The sequence below is a fragment of the Castellaniella sp. genome (assembly GCF_041677825.1).
Lineage (GTDB): Bacteria > Pseudomonadota > Gammaproteobacteria > Burkholderiales > Burkholderiaceae_B > Castellaniella.
Window position 1 is genome coordinate 43,240 of sequence record NZ_JBAYPG010000022.1, and the last position, 16,528, is coordinate 59,767.

At 64.9% G+C, this 16,528-nt stretch carries 17 protein-coding genes; 6 read left to right on the top strand and 11 right to left on the bottom strand.

From position 1 onward, the window contains the following. Window position 1: 1 nt before the first annotated feature. From WCY17_RS10170 to WCY17_RS10185, 4 genes are all read right to left on the bottom strand, one after another. Window positions 2-880 (bottom strand): branched-chain amino acid ABC transporter permease, encoded by an 879-nt coding sequence (locus tag WCY17_RS10170; protein WP_372702067.1) that lies wholly within the window; start codon window positions 878-880, stop codon window positions 2-4. Between the two features lie 3 nt (window positions 881-883). After that, a complete protein-coding gene (locus tag WCY17_RS10175; RefSeq protein WP_372702068.1) occupies window positions 884-1,594 on the bottom strand; it encodes an ABC transporter ATP-binding protein in 711 nt (236 codons plus the stop codon). Next, the gene (locus WCY17_RS10180; protein WP_372702069.1) at window positions 1,591-2,340 is read right to left on the bottom strand and encodes an ABC transporter ATP-binding protein; all 750 of its coding nucleotides are present in this window, start codon (window positions 2,338-2,340) and stop codon (window positions 1,591-1,593) included. Before WCY17_RS10180 ends, WCY17_RS10175 begins: the two co-directional genes overlap by 4 nt. A 66-nt stretch (window positions 2,341-2,406) precedes the next feature. Then, complete coding sequence (locus WCY17_RS10185; protein ID WP_372702070.1) at window positions 2,407-3,648, bottom strand: ABC transporter substrate-binding protein; 1,242 nt, start codon at window positions 3,646-3,648, stop codon at window positions 2,407-2,409. Window positions 3,649-4,106: 458 nt separating this feature from the next. Here WCY17_RS10185 and WCY17_RS10190 point away from each other — a divergent pair, with 458 nt between their 5' ends. Further along, window positions 4,107-5,402, top strand: coding sequence for an ArgE/DapE family deacylase (locus tag WCY17_RS10190; protein WP_372702071.1), 1,296 nt, complete (start codon window positions 4,107-4,109; stop codon window positions 5,400-5,402). A gap of 53 nt (window positions 5,403-5,455) precedes the next feature. Here WCY17_RS10190 and WCY17_RS10195 read toward each other — a convergent pair whose 3' ends face one another. Genes WCY17_RS10195 through WCY17_RS10215 form a run of 5 tightly spaced genes read right to left on the bottom strand, consistent with a single transcriptional unit; the run spans window position 5,456 to window position 10,144 of the window. After that, the gene (locus WCY17_RS10195; protein ID WP_372702072.1) at window positions 5,456-6,436 is read right to left on the bottom strand and encodes a hypothetical protein; all 981 of its coding nucleotides are present in this window, start codon (window positions 6,434-6,436) and stop codon (window positions 5,456-5,458) included. Window positions 6,437-6,457: 21 nt separating this feature from the next. Next, window positions 6,458-7,249: an SDR family NAD(P)-dependent oxidoreductase gene (locus WCY17_RS10200; RefSeq protein WP_372702073.1), complete on the bottom strand. Its 792-nt coding sequence runs from the start codon at window positions 7,247-7,249 to the stop codon at window positions 6,458-6,460. 13 nt (window positions 7,250-7,262) lie between these two features. Continuing rightward, a complete protein-coding gene (locus tag WCY17_RS10205) occupies window positions 7,263-8,549 on the bottom strand; it encodes a TRAP transporter large permease (protein WP_372702074.1) in 1,287 nt (428 codons plus the stop codon). Beyond that, window positions 8,550-9,167, bottom strand: coding sequence for a TRAP transporter small permease (locus WCY17_RS10210; RefSeq protein WP_372702075.1), 618 nt, complete (start codon window positions 9,165-9,167; stop codon window positions 8,550-8,552). Next, the gene (locus WCY17_RS10215) at window positions 9,167-10,144 is read right to left on the bottom strand and encodes a TRAP transporter substrate-binding protein (RefSeq protein WP_372702076.1); all 978 of its coding nucleotides are present in this window, start codon (window positions 10,142-10,144) and stop codon (window positions 9,167-9,169) included. Before WCY17_RS10215 ends, WCY17_RS10210 begins: the two co-directional genes overlap by 1 nt. Before the next feature lie 136 nt (window positions 10,145-10,280). Here WCY17_RS10215 and WCY17_RS10220 point away from each other — a divergent pair, with 136 nt between their 5' ends. Genes WCY17_RS10220 through WCY17_RS10240 form a run of 5 tightly spaced genes read left to right on the top strand, consistent with a single transcriptional unit; the run spans window position 10,281 to window position 15,825 of the window. Continuing rightward, on the top strand, window positions 10,281-11,927 hold the full coding sequence (locus WCY17_RS10220; protein WP_372702077.1) for a DUF6056 family protein: 1,647 nt from the start codon (window positions 10,281-10,283) through the stop codon (window positions 11,925-11,927). Between the two features lie 22 nt (window positions 11,928-11,949). Then, window positions 11,950-13,014 carry a dTDP-glucose 4,6-dehydratase gene (gene rfbB, locus WCY17_RS10225; protein ID WP_372702078.1) on the top strand — a complete coding sequence of 355 codons (1,065 nt, stop codon included), beginning with the start codon at window positions 11,950-11,952 and terminating at the stop codon, window positions 13,012-13,014. Continuing rightward, the gene (gene rfbA / locus WCY17_RS10230; RefSeq protein WP_372702079.1) at window positions 13,011-13,886 is read left to right on the top strand and encodes a glucose-1-phosphate thymidylyltransferase RfbA; all 876 of its coding nucleotides are present in this window, start codon (window positions 13,011-13,013) and stop codon (window positions 13,884-13,886) included. The genes rfbB and rfbA overlap by 4 nt, the downstream gene beginning before the upstream one ends. Beyond that, entirely contained in the window at window positions 13,883-14,446 is a 564-nt protein-coding gene (rfbC, locus tag WCY17_RS10235) for a dTDP-4-dehydrorhamnose 3,5-epimerase (protein WP_372702080.1), read from the top strand. The genes rfbA and rfbC overlap by 4 nt, the downstream gene beginning before the upstream one ends. Beyond that, window positions 14,443-15,825: an O-antigen ligase family protein gene (locus WCY17_RS10240; RefSeq protein WP_372702081.1), complete on the top strand. Its 1,383-nt coding sequence runs from the start codon at window positions 14,443-14,445 to the stop codon at window positions 15,823-15,825. The genes rfbC and WCY17_RS10240 overlap by 4 nt, the downstream gene beginning before the upstream one ends. A gap of 79 nt (window positions 15,826-15,904) precedes the next feature. Here the strand turns inward: WCY17_RS10240 and WCY17_RS10245 are convergent, their stop codons facing one another. After that, window positions 15,905-16,234 (bottom strand): BrnA antitoxin family protein, encoded by a 330-nt coding sequence (locus WCY17_RS10245; RefSeq protein WP_372702082.1) that lies wholly within the window; start codon window positions 16,232-16,234, stop codon window positions 15,905-15,907. 108 nt (window positions 16,235-16,342) lie between these two features. Continuing rightward, window positions 16,343-16,528: hypothetical protein (locus WCY17_RS10250; protein WP_372702083.1), on the bottom strand; the 186-nt coding region annotated here is incomplete at its 5' end.

A 16,528-nucleotide genomic window follows, 5' to 3' on the forward strand; every position in this document is an offset into this window, starting at 1 on the left:
GCTAGTTCCTCTCCTCGATCCCGAGCAGGCCCCATGGCTTGGCCCAGATGATGAAGATCAGTATGGCATAGGAAATCACATCGCCCCATTCGGCTGACGTGTACAAGGAACCGATGGCCTCGAGCACCCCCAGAAGCAGTCCGCCCACAATGGCCCCCGCAAAACTGCCGAGGCCCCCGAGAATGACCACGACGAACCCCTTGAGCAGCGGCCCGACCCCCATCAGCGGGTTGACGGACACGATCGGTGCCATCATCACCGCGGCAATCCCCCCCAGCACGGCCGACAACGCGTAGGTCTGGCTATAGACCCGCAGGACATTGATGCCGTACAGTTTCGCCGCATCCGGATCCTGTGCGGTGGCGCGCAATGCCATGCCGAAGCGCGTGTATTTGAGCAGGTACCACATGACGCCCAGCGTGACGATGGAGACCAGGAAGATCAGCAATCGCTGATAGGACACCCGCACCCCCATCACCCGGACGATGCCGTCGACGAAATAATCGAGTGACTTGTAATCCGCCCCCCAGATGTTCAACGCGCCGTTCTGCAGAAAGATCATGACGCCCAGCGTGGCGATGATCGTCGTCAGGGGCCACGTGGCCTTGTTCAGCAAGGGCCGGATGACGGCCCGCTCGACCAGCAGGCTGATGAGGTAGACCACCAGCAAGGCCACGGCGATGGCCAGCACCGGGTTCAGGTGATTGGCCTGATACAGCATGTAGAGCACATACCCGCCGACCATGAAGAACGCGCCGTGAGCGAAGTTGAGCATCTTCATGGTGCCCCAGATGAGGGTGAGGCCGCCCGCGAAAATGGCGTACATCGTGCCGGCAATCAGGCCATTGATGACCGTCGCAATAAGCAGTTCTATGGGCATGGCCTAAATCCCCAGGTAGGCGCGACGCACCGATTCGTCGCCGAGAAGATCCGTTGTGTCGCCCGACTTGATGAAACTGCCGTTCTCCATGAGATAGGCCCGTTTCGCCGTGCGCAGTGCCAGTTGTGCATTTTGCTCGACGAGCAGAATGGCAGTGCCTGCTTCGTTGATGCGTCGCAGGGTCTCGAATATCGTACCCACGATCTTGGGTGCGAGGCCCAATGAGGGCTCATCGAGCATGATGAGTTCGGGGCGCCCCATCAGCGCCCGGCCCACGGCCACCATCTGCCGCTCGCCACCCGACAGCGTACCGGTGTACTGGTTCAGCCGCTCGCCCAGCCGCGGAAATATCGCGAATATCTCTTCGAGCCGCTTGAACCGGTCGGCCCAGTCGGCCGTGCCGAACGTGCCTATCAACAGGTTTTCACGCACGGTCATCTGTGGAAACAGATGCCGGCCCTCGGGCACATGAGCAAGGCCCAGGCCGATCAGCAGATGCGCCGGCATGCCCGTGATGGCCTTGCCCGCGAACTCGACGGAGCCACTGGCGGGCTTCAGGAGATTCGATATGGTCCTGAGCGTCGTCGTCTTGCCGGCGCCGTTCGAGCCAATGATGGCGACCACCTCGCCCTTGTCCACCTCGAGGCTGACATTATCGATTGCGCGAGCCTGGCCATAGAACGTGGTCAGCCCGCTGACCTTGAGCAGACTCATTGCGGGGTACCCTCGGTATGCTCGCTGCTGCCGAGATAGGCCTCGATGACTTCCGGGTTTTCGGCGATGTCCTGGGGCGCCCCGTTGGCGATGATGCAGCCCCTGTGCAGGACCGTGATGCGGTCGGCGACTTTCATTGTGGCCCGCATGACGTGCTCGACGAACAGAACGGTGATGCCGTCGTTGGGCAGGGCACGTATGATTTCGGACATTTCATCCACCTCTTCGGGCGACAGCCCACCCATGACTTCATCACAGAGAATGATGCGGGGCTGGGTGGCCAGCGCCCGTACCAGTTCGAGCTTTTTTCTGGCGCCCAGCGGCAGCGCGTCGGTGGTCTCGTGGGCCCAGCGTTCGAGGCCCACCCTTTCGAGCCAGGCCAGGGCACGCCTGCGGTGATCTTCGGTGACTTCGGCGTGATGCCCGAACTGCAGGGCGACTTCGATGTTCTCGAGCACATTCAGCTGAAGAAACGGCTTGGGGATCTGGAAGGTACGCGCCACACCCATCTTGCAGCGCCGGAATGGCTTTTCGCGCGTGATGTCGTGGCCGGCCAGCACAATGGCCCCTTCATCGGGGCGGATCACGCCGGCGATGATGTTGAACAGCGTGGTCTTGCCGGCACCGTTGGGCCCGATGATGGCCACGATCTCGCGATCGGCCGCCGTCAGGGACACGTCGGTCAGCACCTCGAGGCCCCCGAAGCGCTTCCGGACGTGTCGTACTTCAAGGACGTTGTCTGCCATTGATGACCTATGCGCGTACTTTGTTCTGCCAGTACCGGCCGATCTTGCGTCGGTACTGGCCACCCGTTACTTCATCCAGGACTGCTTCTGGTATTTGGTGTTGGCAATGTTTTCGGGCCACAGTACCTTGTTGACACCATTCTGGATCTGCACCGTGGGCACGCGAATGAAATCGGGCCCTGCTTTTGCAGTGTGGTTGTCGAGATTGAATACATGCTTGCCCATCACGCCGTCGAAATCGGTTCGGCCCATGGCGGCGGCCACCGCGGCCTTGTCGGTGGTGCCCGCGAGCTCATAGGCCTGGGCAATCACCCCCATGCAGTCAAACCCGTTGGCATGATCGCCGGTGGCGGAGACCTTGAACTTTTCTTGAACCAGGTCGTTGAGTTCTTTTGCGCCCGGGAAACCGAGGTCAAAGCTCAGCGGGCTCCAGACCATGCCTTCGCCGGCCTGTTTCGCGCCTTGCAGATATTCGGGGCGCAGCGGATAGTAAATGGCATACTGGAAGGCCGTGAGCCCGGTCTCTACGAACTGCCTGGACAGCGCAATGCCGGAATCGGCCGAGGTGAACACGGAAAACAGGACGTCGGGTTCCATGTAATCGATTTTCGACAGAATGGCATTGAAATTCGTGTGCCCGAGCGGGACCGTTTCATTTGCCACGATCTCCCAGCCATCGCCCTTGAACAGATCACCCGTGAGTTTGGCGATGGAGCGGCCGTAGTCGGTGTCTTCGGCGATGAGGGCGATTTTCTTGTTGCCATCAGACAGATCGCCATTGGCCACCAGCATCTTGTGCGATTCGTACGCGCCTTCGGCATAGGCATCGCTGCTGAAATTGCCCTTCCAGAAATACTGGTATTTTTCGGGGTTTTTCTGCACCTTTGCCGAGATGTCGGAACTGACGGGCTGGCAGCTGAGCATCGGCGTCTTGAACTGATCGGCCAGTTCCATTTCTGCCATGGTGACCGAGCTGGCAAAAACATCGGCAATGAGAAAATCGACCTTGTCGTTGGTGATCAGTTTCTGTACCACGCTGACACCCTGGGCCGGATTGTTTTCGGTATCTTCGACCACGAGTTCGAGCTTGTATTTTTGCCCACCCACATCGACGCCGCCGGCCTGATTGATCTTGTCGGCCTGTATCTGCACGCCCTGCACCGTAGCGAGCCCGGACTGGGCGGCCGACCCCGTGAGCGGCGCCGTGATCCCGATCTTCAGGACACCCTCGGCCAGCACGCTGGTGGATATGCCGCCAAGCGCCAGCGCTGTTGCCGTAATGAATAACTTCACACCTTTCGATGGCATGGTCAGCTCCTTGTGACTGAATTGCAATCATGAATGCGGCCCGCATGCTGCTGCCGCCCTGTATACCGCTACTGGAACATTTGATTTCGAGCACCTGGCTGCGTTGTTCTGAATGATCAAGGGTTGATACCCATTGATTTAAACATGAAATTCAGCGGGTATTGCCCGATCGTTTATTTTCTGAAACCGGTTTTCTGCACTTGCCCCGGAAGCCCGATTTTCCGCGGCTGCAGGGTGCTGTCGACCCTGAATTTTTTAACCTGACCCATCCACACGTGTCAAGCTGTTCGTTTGGTTACAATTAACCGGAAGAGCGGGGCTTGCGCTCGCACTTGCCGTGACCCGGGACTATACTCGTTCACGAAAGCCCATATCGGGGCCCCCTCGTGGGGGTTCATTCATCGTGGGGATTCAGTCAAACAACCTACACAGCGCGAGCCGACAGCAGGAGGCAATGAATGAGTGACAAAAACTGGAAGGCAATTGAAACCCGTATCCGCGACGAGGTCGACCGGAATTTCGACGAGCAGATCGATTATCTGGCTGAAATCGTGCGTTTCCCGTCGGTGCGCGGCGCCGAGCACACCCTGCAGGACTTCCTGGCGGCCGACATGCACGAGCGCGGCCTGGCGGTCGACCGCTGGCAGATCCGGGTCGAAGACATCGAGGGCATGGAAGGCTTCTCGCCGGTCAGCGTATCGTATGACAATGCATTCAACGTGGTCGGCACGCACCGCGCCAGCACACGCAAAGGCCGCTCGCTGATCCTGAACGGGCACATCGACGTGGTGCCCGAGGGCCCACTGGACATGTGGACCCATCCGCCCTACGAACCGCATATTGAAGACGGCTGGATGTACGGCCGGGGTGCCGGCGACATGAAGGCGGGTGTGGCCGAAATGATCTACGCGCTCGAAGCCGTGCGCCGGCTGGGCTACCGGCCGGCTGCAGACGTATTCGTGCAGACCGTGGTCGAAGAAGAATGCACCGGCAACGGCGCGCTGGCCTGCGTGCAGCGCGGCTACCGCGCCGATGCCGCCCTGATCCCCGAGCCCATGGACAACACCTTGCTGAGTGCGCAGGTGGGCGTCATCTGGTTCCAGGTCCAGTTGCGCGGGCACCCGGTGCACGCCAAGGATGCCGGCACAGGGGCCAATGCCATCGAAGCCGCCTATCCATTGATGCAGGCCCTGCGCGAACTCGAGCGCCAGTGGAACCTGCCCGAGCACAAGCACCCGGCCTTCGACGGGGTGGATCACCCCATCAACCTCAACATCGGCATCATACGCGGCGGCGACTGGGCATCCAGCGTACCGGCCTGGTGCAACTTCGACGTGCGTGTCAGCCTGTATCCCGGCCAGAATCTGGCCGACATACGGGCACAGATCGAAGACTGCATTGCCCAGGCGGCCCGAGAGAACGCCTTTCTGTCGAAAATCCCGCCCAAGGTCATTTACAACGGCTTCCAGGCGCCCGGGTATGTGGTACCGGAATCCGCCAACGAAGCCATCGAATGCCTGAAACAGGCCCACCTTTCGATTTATCAGCAAGAACTCAGGCAAGTGGCCCTGACCGGCACGTCCGACGCCCGCTGCCTGGGGGGGCCGCACAGCCACATGCCCGTGCTCGAATACGGCCCGACTGCCGAAAACACGCATGGATTCGACGAACGGGTCAATATAGAGTCGATCCGCAAGAACACGCAGGCCATCGCGTTGTTCATTGCCAACTGGTGCCAGCTCGAGGATCACTGACCGGGGCGCGGCCAGCCGGCGAACCATGGCCAGGCCGGCGGCGCACGGCTCTGCTATGGCCGCGCGCCATCGCCCGGCCCAAGCCCCTCGCGCCAATCCAGGAACGGCATCGCATCCGGCCCGAGCGCGCTGACGGGCGACAGGTTGTACACCCGGATGCCGCGCTGCGCCAGCACCTGCACCGCGCCCCTGAAAGACGGCTCGATCAGCACCGGGAAACTGCGCTCGAGCCAAGTGGGCGGGCGCGGCGCGCCCGGCTGTTCATAGAAGCGGGGCTGGGCGCTCGCGCCCGTGATGTCCAGCCCGTGGAAATACACCCGCTGCGCGCCGCCCCAGATGGCCGCCTGGAACGCCGCGTAGGCCACCGTATCGGCGTCGAACCAGCCTAGATCGGCATCGAAGCTGAAGCCCAGCTGGCGGCTGTCGTCGAACAGGACGATATCGCGGCCCTGCGCCTGCCAGGCCTGCAGGCCAGCGGCAGTGGCATGGGCCTCATGGGCGCGCTCGGACAGGCTCTCGATCAGGCACAGGCGCGCGCGGATATGCGCCAGCGGAACGTACTCGAGAATGTAGCGCAGCACCTCGGGCGTCAGCAGCAGCAGGCGCTCGCCCGAGACCACGCGGCGCACCAGTTCGCGCCGCTCTTCCACGAAGGTGCCATCGATGATGCAGTAGTACGGGAACTCGACCGGGCTCGTATCCTGCAGGGCGATCGAACCATTGACCCCCATCACCTGCAGCCGCGGCAGGCGCGCATAGTCGATCTGGCGCACCGAGCCGCCGCTGAGCACGATATGCATGTCCGGGCCGGCATCGGCAAACGCCTGCGCCAGGCCCAGCACGGGGACATGGCGGCCGAACACCCGGATGCTTTCCAGGCCGCCGCGCGCGTTGCGCTGCAATTTCACGTAAGGCCACAGATGCTCGTTGTGGCGCCAGCTGCGCGCGTGGGTCTTGCGGTACAGCTTGCGCAGCCAGCGGTGCCATTGCAGGGTATGCCAGGGCTGGTGCCCGGCCGACAGTGCGGTGCCCATGAGTGATCCGGCCGCCCTGCCTCAGCTGGCCACGCAGTGCTGGCCGCCGTCTACCGGCAGTGCCACCCCGGTGATGAACTTGGCTTCATCGCTGGCCAGGAACACCGCGGCCCAGGCCACGTCCCAGCCCTCGCCCTGGTGCTTCATGGGCGGGATGGCGGCGCGTTTGGCTTTCATTTCTTCGATGCTGCTGTAATAGCCGCTGATCTGCCTGTAGATATGCGGGGTGTCCATGATGCCCGGCATGATGGTGTTGGCGCGGATGCCGCGGTCGGCGAACTCGATGGCCACCGCGCGCGTGTAGTGGTTCAGCGCCGCCTTGGACGCATGATAGGACACATAGGGATAGCCCAGCGTGCGGATGGCCGCGAGCGATGAAATGTTCACGATGGCCCCGCTGCCCTGCGCCACCATGATGGGCAACACCGCCTTGCAGGCCAGGAACACGCTGGTCATGTTCACGTCCATGACCTTCTGCCAGCTCTCGAGGCTGGCGTCGATGGCGCCCCCCGGCAGGTTCATGCCCACGTTGTTGTGCAGGATGTCGATGCGCCCGAAGCGCGCCATGGCCGCATCCACCGCGGCCTGCACCTGCGCGGGCACGGTCACGTCGGCCGCCAGCGCCAGTGCCTCGGCGCCTTCGGACTCGATCAGGGCGGCCGTGGTCTGCGCGGCCTCGGGGTCGAGATCCACCGCCACCACGCGCGCGCCTTCACGCGCGTAGGCGACCGCCGCCGCATTGCCATTGCCCCACCCGCGGCCCACCGAGCCGGCCCCGAACACCAGGGCGATCTTGTCTTGTACGCGTCCCACGTCGTCTACCTCATCAATTCATCAGCATATTCGGCAGCCAGGTGGCCAGGCCCGGCACATAGGTCAGCAGCGCCAGCACCAGCAGCCCGCTGATCAGAAACGGCCAGATGTAGCGTACCCCTTCTTCCATGCGGATGCCCGCCATCAGGCTGGACAGATTCAACGTCAGCCCCACCGGCGGCGTGATCAGGCCGATGCACAGGTTGACCACCACCACCACCGAGAAGTGCAGCGGGTCGATGCCCAGCTGCAGGGCCACCGGGTACAGCACCGGCAGCAGCATGATGAGCGCCGCATTGGCCTCGACGAACATGCCCACGATCAGCATCAGGATGTTGATCAGCAACAGGAACAGCAGCGGGTTGTCGGTGACCGACAGCAGGAACGCGGCGATCTGGTCGGGCAGGCCCGTATAGCCCAGCACCCACGAGAAGATGCGCGCCGCGCCCACGATGACCATGATGATGGCCGTGATGTGCGCCGAGGACACCAGCGAATCATAGACCTTGCGCCAGGTGAGTTCGCGGTAGATCACGAAGCCCACGAACAAGGCATACAGCACGGTGACCGCGGCCACCTCGGTGACGTTGAAGATCCCCGTGCGGATGCCGCCTATGATCAGCACCGGCATCAGGATGGCCGCCAGCGCGCGCACGAAGCTGCGCCCGATCTCGGCCAGCGGCGTCTTGCCGTACACCGGAAAATCGTGCGATCGCGCCATCCACGCGATCACCGCGATCAGCGCGGCCGAATAGATCAACCCGATGACGATGCCGGCGATGAACAGCCGGGTGATGGACTGGCTGGTCAGCACGCCCACCACGATGAAGGCGATGGAGGGCGGAATGATGGGCGCCAGCACATTGGCCGACGCCGTCAGGGCGGCCGCGAACCCCGGCCGGTAGCCGGCCTTGATCATGGCCGGCACCAGAATCCGGCCCAGGGCCGAGGTATCGGCCACGGCCGAACCCGAAATGCCGGCGAAGACCGTGGCCGAGAGCACATTGCTCATGGCCAGGCCGCCGCGAAAGCGCCCCAGGATGGCATTGGCCAGATCCAGCAGCCGCGTGGTGATGCCGCCCGCGCTCATCAGCGCGCCCGCCAGCAAAAAACACGGGATGGCCAGCAGGCTGAACGAATCGATGCCGATGAACACCTGCTGCGGCACGATGACCAGGTTTGCGTGCGGCATCATGGTGGCGATGGTCAGCGTGCCACCCGCCAGGATGGCAAAGCCTATGGGTATGCCCAGCAGCATCAGGCCAAAGATGGCCCCCAGAAGAACCGCAACCAGTGTCATTCAGATCAGCTCCAGGCGCGGGGCCTCGTCCGGGTCCTGCTCGATGCGCCGCACGCACAGAAAGAAGGCCATCAGCGCACCGCTGATCGGAATCGCCAGAAACGGCCAGTACATGCGGATCTCGAGCGCCGGCGTGAGACGCTGGCCGCCGATTTCGGCCAGCCCGTAGCCATACCACACCAGCACCCCGGCGCAGGCCAGCACCACCGCGTCGCGCAGCCAGAACAGCGCCAGACGCAAGGGGCGCGGCAGCGCCATGACCAGCGCGGTGACCTCGATGTGGCCATTGCGGCGCAGCACCACGGCCGAACCCAGCATGGTGACCCAGACCATCAGAAAGCGCGCCACCTCTTCCGTCCAGCCGGGCGCGTCGTTCAGGACGTAGCGGCCATAGACCTGCCAGCACAGGCAGGCCACCAGCACGAAGAGCATCAGGGCAAGCAGGGCATTCATCCAGAACTCGACCCGATCGGCCCAGCGCGACAGGCGGCCCGGCGGCCGGGCCGTGTTCGGGCCACCTGCCGCATCGGCCGCCGCGCTGCCCGCCCCCCGGCCGGCCGCGCTGCCCGCCAGGATGGACTCTGCGGCCGGGCCGGGCGGCTGCCCGGATACCGCCATCAGCCTGCCTGCTGGAACTTGACCACCCACTCTTTGAGATCGGGGAAGTCATCGGCGATGGGCGCGACCTTTTCGCGGAACGCGGGCAGATCGACATCGACGAACACCACGCCCTTGTCTTCCAGGCTCTTCTGGTAGTCGTTTTCCATGCCCAGCACCCGATCGGTGGCCCACAGCATGGCATTGGCGCCCTCTTCGCGCAGGATCTGCTGCAGTTCGGGCGACAGGGCCTTGAAGCGCCCGTCGTTGAAGATGAAGGTCATCGCGCCGATCACATGATTGGTATTCATCACGTGGCTCTGCACTTCACCCAGCTTGTAGGTGTTGATGAATTCGAGCGGGTTTTCCTGGCCATCGATCAGGCCCTGCTGCAGGCCGGTGAAGATCTCGGTGACCGGCATGGGGACCGGGCTGGCGCCCAGAAGCTCCCAGGTGCGGCGGTACATTTTCAGGGGCGGCACGCGCAGCTTGAGGCCGGCCAGATCGCCGACCGACTCGACCTTGCGGTTGGCCGACAGCTTGCGCGCCCCGCGATAGCCCGCGCCTATGATGCGAAAGCCCGAACGGCGGGCGACCTCGTCCATGAAGGCATCGCCCACGTCGCCGTAGTAGACCTTCTTGAAGTGGTCCAGATCCTTGATCAGGTACGGAAAGGCCTCGACCCCCGGCAGCGGATCATAGCGGTCCAGCGTGCCGATGGATTCGAGCACGATGTCGTTGGTGCCGATCTGCAGGCCCTCGATGTTCTGGTCCCAGCTGCCGGTCGAGCTGCTGTGTGCGATCTGCATCTTCGCCTTGCCATCGGTGCGGCTGGCCACCCCATCGGCAAAGCGCTGCGCGGCCTCGTACCACACGTTACCCGGCGGGTAGTCGTGCGCCATGTGCAACGTGACGGACTCGACCTCGGCCCGCGCCGTACCCGCCACGGCCACGGCGACACCCGCCAGCGCCAGCGTATTGAATTGTCTTCTGTTCATGGATTCACCTTGTGCAAAGCGGTGGCGGACACGTGAGGTGCCCCGACATCACCCGAGCCTGCATTATTGACGAGCCATCGCCCAATGGGCAAGCCCATTCGAGCCGCGCCGCCTGGCCATTGGTAAAATCGCCCGCATGAAGCCCCCGCCATCCACCCCCCGCAGGCCGGCCAGTACCCGCCTGACCGATCCCGGCCTGACCAGTCCCGGCCGGAGCGGTACCCGCCTGACCAGCCCCGGCCGGATCGGTCCCAGCCGGATCGTCCTGGCCGGTGCCAGCCTGGTCATCCTGGCCAGCGCCGGGCTGCTCAACGGGCTGGCGCCCATGTCGTCGGATGACTACAGCTATGTGATGAAAGGGGTATCCTGGGCGGCCATGCGCGACCACTACATGGGCTGGAGCGGGCGGCTGGTGGCCGACACGCTGTCCAGCCTGGTGCTGGGCTGGGGCACGCACTGGGCCGACGCCGTGAACACCGGGGCCCTGGTCTGGATCCTGGCCACGCTGGGCCAGCGCCTGGCGGGCAAGGCCTCGTGGGTGCCCGATGCGCGCGTGCTGTTCTTCATCTTCATCCTGTACTGGGTCAACAACCCCAAGCTGGGCCACACCACCTTCTGGATCGTGGGCGCGGCCAACTATCTGTGGACCCACGCCATCCTGTTCGGCTTCGTGCTCGCCTTCGTTGCCGCCCTGCAAGGTACGCAGCAGGGCGGGCAGCAGGCCACGCAGCTGGGCGGGCGGCTGGGCCAGCGGCTGGGCCGGCTGCAGGGCGGGCAGCCGCATCGGCCCCTGTGGCAGGGGCTGGCACTGGCCGTACTGGGGCTCGCCGCCGGCTGCACCAACGAGAACACCGCGCCCACGGCCTGGCTGCTGCTCGCCTGGCTGACCTGGCAGGCCCGGCCCGGCCGCCAGCGCGCCAGGCCAGCGGATCAAGCCCGCATTGAACCGGCCTCCCGGCCTGACATTGAACCGGCCGCCCGGCTCGACACGAACACCGAATCCGGCCCGCGGCCCGATATCCCGCAGGGCGCTGCGCGCACGGCCCTGGCCTGGCCCGTGTTCTGGCTCGCCTGCATGGCGCTGGGCATGGCCGTACTGCTGCTCTCGCCCGGCGACCTGCACCGCGCCGCTCACCCCAGCAATCGCGAATGGTACGACACCGCGCTGGGCTGGCGCATCGAATACCACCTGGTGCGCCGCTTTCCAGACTCGATGGCCAAGTACTGGCAGGCCGCCCTGGTGCTGCTCTGGGGCGCCGCCTGCATCCGCCTGCCCCGGCCCGTCGCCAGGCGCATCGGGCTGCTGGTGGGCCTGGCGTGCATCGCCAACCTGGCATTGGTCTTCGCACCGCCCTATCCCAAGCGGGCCCTGCAGGGCGGCTTCATGTTCATGCTGCTGGCGGTGGCCGTCATGGGGCATCAGGCCGTACAGCCCGGCGCCCTCAGGCGCGCGCGCCTGCTGGCGCTGGGGCTTGCCCTGTGCGCCCTGCAATGGCTGGTATCATTTGGCCTGCTGCTGCGCGCCTACCACGGCACGGCGCTGCAGGATGAACTGCGCGTGGCCCTGATTCAAAAAGGCCTGGCCGAGCAGGCGCCGCGCATCGAGATCCCCAAGTATTATTTCAGCCCCCTGTTGAATTCACGCGATCAATTCGACATCTTCTTCAATGGCGAGGCCATGGCGGCCTATTACGGCACCCAGGCGCAGATCGTTGAATATCCGGTCACCGGGCCCTATGATATCGAACACCCTCCTGCCCCAACCCCCTCTGCCGCCCGGTAGGCCAGACACCCACGAACCCGTCATGCGCATCCTCGTCACCGGCGGGGCCGGCTTCATCGGCTCGGCCGTAGTCCGCCACCTGATCCGGCACACCGGGCACGCCGTCCTGAATCTGGACAGGCTCACCTACGCAGGCAACCTGGATTCGGTCGCCTGCGTGGCCGATCATCCCCGCTACCAATTCGTGCAGGCCGACATCTGCGACGCCGCAGCCGTACGCGCCTGCCTGGCGCGCTTCGATCCGGACATCATCCTGCACCTGGCCGCCGAATCGCACGTGGACCGCTCCATCGATGGCCCCGCGGCCTTCATGCAGACCAATTTCCAGGGCACCTACACCCTGCTGGAGGCCGCCCGGCACCACTGGGCCGCCCTGGCGCCCGCGCGCCAGGCGCGCTTTCGCTTCCATCAGGTATCCACCGACGAAGTCTTCGGCGACCTGGGCGACTCGGGCGGCCTGTTCCGCGAAACCACGGCCTACGCGCCCAGCTCGCCCTATGCCGCCAGCAAGGCCGGGGCCGACCATCTGGTGCGCGCCTGGCAGCGCACCTACGGCCTGCCCACGCTGATCACCCACTGTTCGAACAACTACGGCCCGTACCACTTCCCCGAGAAGCTGATCCCGCACATGATCCTCAACGCCCTGCACGGCCGGCCCCTGCCCGTCTACGGGCAGGGCGACCAGGTGCGCGACTGGCTGTACGTCGAGGACCACGCCCGCGCCCTGGTCCACGTGGCCACCCATGCCCCGGCGGGTGAAACCTACACCATCGGCGGCCACAACGAGCAGCGCAACCTGCAGGTCGTGCAGCAGATCTGCGCCCTGCTCGAAGAACTGGCCCCCGAGCGGCCGGCCGGGGTGGCGCGCTATGCCGACCTGATCCGCTTCGTGGCCGACCGCCCCGGGCATGACCGGCGCTACGCCATCGACGCCGGCAAGATCGGCCGCGAACTGGGCTGGCGGCCCCAGGAAAACTTCGAGAGCGGCCTGCGCAAGACCGTGGCCTGGTATCTGGCGCAGCGCCCATGGTGGGGGCGTGTGCTCAGCGGCGACTACCGCCTGGGCCGGCTGGGGGTGGCATCATGAAAGGCATCGTCCTGGCCGGCGGCGCCGGCACCCGCCTGTATCCGATCACGCAGGGGATCTCGAAACAACTGCTGCCCATCTACGACAAACCCATGATCTACTACCCGCTGTCGGTGCTCATGCTGGCCGGCATCCGGGACATCCTGCTGATTTCCACCCCCGAAGACCTGCCCAATTTCCAGAAGCTGCTGGGCGATGGCAGCCGCTTTGGCGTGCGCCTGGCGTACGCCGAACAGCCCTCGCCCGATGGCCTGGCGCAGGCCTTCATCATAGGCGCCGACTTCATCGGCCAGGACCGCGTCAGCCTGATCCTGGGCGACAACATCTTCTACGGCTACGGCTTTGGCCCCATGCTGCGCGAGGCCGCCGCGCGCACCAGTGGCGCGACCATCTTCGGCTACCCAGTGCACGACCCCGAGCGCTTCGGCGTGGTCGAGTTCGATGCGGCCGGCAAGGTGCTGTCCATCGAAGAAAAGCCCGCCCGGCCGCGATCGCGCTTTGCCGTCACCGGCCTGTATTTCTATGACAACCGGGTGATCGAGCTGGCCCGGCAGGTGCGCCCCTCGGCGCGCGGCGAGCTCGAAATCACCGACATCAACAAAGCCTACCTGCAGGCGGGCGACCTGCACGCCAGCATCCTGGGGCGCGGCTTTGCCTGGCTGGACACCGGCACGCACGACAGCCTGCAGGATGCCGGCGCATTCGTGCGCACGATCGAGCTGCGCCAGGGCCTGAAGGTCGCCTGCCTGGAAGAAGTTGCCTTCCACCAGGGGTGGCTGGGCCGCGACCAGCTGCTCGCCCAGGGCCAGGCCATGGCCAAGACGGGCTATGGCGAATACCTGCTGCGGCTGGCCAGAGAGGCGACCGAATGAAAGTCATCGAAACCGCGCTCGCCGGCGTGCTGATCATCGAACCCACGGTGTTCACCGACGCCCGCGGCTGCTTCATGGAAAGCTTCAGCGCCCGGCGCTACAGCGAGCAGGCCGGCATCACCCAGGCCTTCGTGCAGGACAACCTCTCGCGCTCGCGCCACGGCGTGCTGCGCGGCCTGCATTTCCAACAGCGCCACCCGCAGGGCAAGCTGGTCAGCGTGGTGCACGGCCGGGTGTACGACGTGGTCGTCGACATCACCCCCGGCTCGCCCAGCTTCGGGCGCCACCTGGGGCTCGAACTGAGCGACCGCAACCGCCGCCAGCTCTGGGTGCCACCGGGCTTTGCGCATGGCTTCTGCGTGCTGTCCGACTGGGCCGACCAGAGCTACAAGTGCACGCAGTATTACGACCCGGACGACGAAGCCGGCCTCGCCTGGAACTGCCCCGAAGTCGCCATAGACTGGCCCATCGCCCAGCCGCTGCTCTCGCCCAGAGACCAGCGGCATCCCACCCTGAGCCAATTGGCGCGCACGCTGCCTTTCGACACCGCCCATCCATGAAAATCCCCTCAGCCCAGATCCCGCATAGCCTGCTCATCGCGCTCACCGCGCTGATGCCCATCACCATCATGAGCAGCCAGGGCCTGCCCAGCGCCCTGTTCTATGCCGCCGTGCTCGCCAGCTTGATCGTGCTCGCCAGCCAGCGCCTTGCCGGGGCTGGGGCCGGAGCTGGCGCTGGGACTGGAGCCGGGATCGAGGCCGGGATCCGGGTGGGGGCCGGCGCCGGGGCTGGAGCCGGAGCCGCCAGCCGCTCGCACGCCGGCCTGCTGGCCTGCATGGCGGCCCCCCTCATCGCGGTGCTCTGGTCGGCAGCCGTGCACCGGCACCTGGTCGGGCTGGATCTGGAAGTCGCCCTGCGCTTTTTCCTGGGCTTCTGGGTACTCTGGCTGGCCTATCGGGCCGTGGCGGCGCAGTGGCTGCGCCTGGGGTTCTGGGGCTTTGTGGCAGCCACCGGCCTGGCGGTGGCCTACATTCTGGTCTTCGCCCCCGTCGAAGAGACCGGCCGGCCGCAAACCAGCGCCATCTACAATGCCGTGGGCTACGGCAGCCTCACGGCATTGCTGATGACCCTGTGCGTACTGGCCCTGCGCATGCCCCTGGCACCCCGGTCGGGGCCGGCCAACCCCTGGGGGATCCGCCTGCTGCTCGGCCTGCTGGCCCTGGCCGCGCTGGTGGCCGTAGTGGCCACGCAGACCCGCACCGCCTGGATGGCCATCCCGGTTTTCGTGCTGATTGCCGGCGCGCTGTTCATCCCGCCGCAGAAGCCCGTGCGCCTGCTGGCCGTGGCGCTGCTGGGCATTGTCGTGCTGGGCGCGCTGCTGGCGTCGAACAGCACCGTGCAAGAGCGCGCCGCAGAAGCCTACCACGAGGCCACCACCTGCACCGGCGAGCAGAACACGGCCAACACCTCCATCTGCATCCGCTTTCAGCTCTGGCGCGCCTCGCTGGACATGCTGGCCAAGCGCCCCTGGGCCGGCACCGGCTCGAAGCGCCACTTCAATGACTATCTGGTCGCCGAATCCCTGCCACAGGGCCTGGTGTCGGCACACGTGGCCGAGAACTGGGGCGAGCCGCACAATGACCTGCTGCTGTACCTGACCAGCTTTGGCTGGCCCGGCGGGCTGGCGCTGCTGCTGGTCTACCTGGGCCCGGCCTGGGTCTTCGGACGCCGCCTGCTCGGTGCCGACCAGCCCCCGGCCCACCGGGCCGCGGCGGCCATGGGCCTGGCAGTGTGCCTGGGCTTTCTGATTTTCGGCCTGACCGAGACCCTGTTTCGCAGCATGCGCACCGTGTCCTTCTACACCCTGTGCGTGGCCTATTTCATGGCGCTGTCCGAGGGCGCGCCGCCAGCGGCTGCACGCCCGAAATACGCGTCGTAATCGACCATGCGGTCGCCCAGGATCACGTGCAACTCAGGCGGGCCCGTACCCGCTTGAGTGCAGCAGGAATCTTCTGTGTTCAGGCGGACGAGGACGTCAAGTTGCCACCCAACGCCAAAGACGCTCGTAATGTATCGTTGATCCGGGTCTGCCAGCCATCGCCACTGGCACGCAATGCAGCCAGTACATCAGCGTCCAGACGCAGCTTCACTGCCTCTTTCCTTACAGCCTGAGTACTGCCCACAGGACGCCCGCGACTCCTGATGATTTGCTCGGGCGTATGCGTCTGGTCGAACTGGCCCGTCGAGGCCTCTGCCAGCGCCTCACGCAGCCCGGGCAGCGTCTGGCCTGCATCAGTCTCAATGGCGGCCGTTACCTTGTCCACATCCAGTTTCTTGAGGGTCTTCATGATCAGCTCTGTTTGATGTCCCCAGGTTTCACATTGGCGCGTTCGTTTTTGGCGTAGCGTTCGTCTTCGCTCCACATATTATCAGCCTGCTTTCGGAAGGTGGGCGTTTCAACGACGGTACGCATTTTTAAATGTACCCCCAATAACCACGCCCTTCGGGATATGGAAGGATAGCCCGCATATTTCGTCAGCAGGCTGAGATCGCTGTTTTTCAGTGACCATCAGCTCGTTGATGCTTGTGAAGCATTTGTCGTGTTGTTTTGAACGGTTTTTCGAGGCTGCAGACGCAACTTC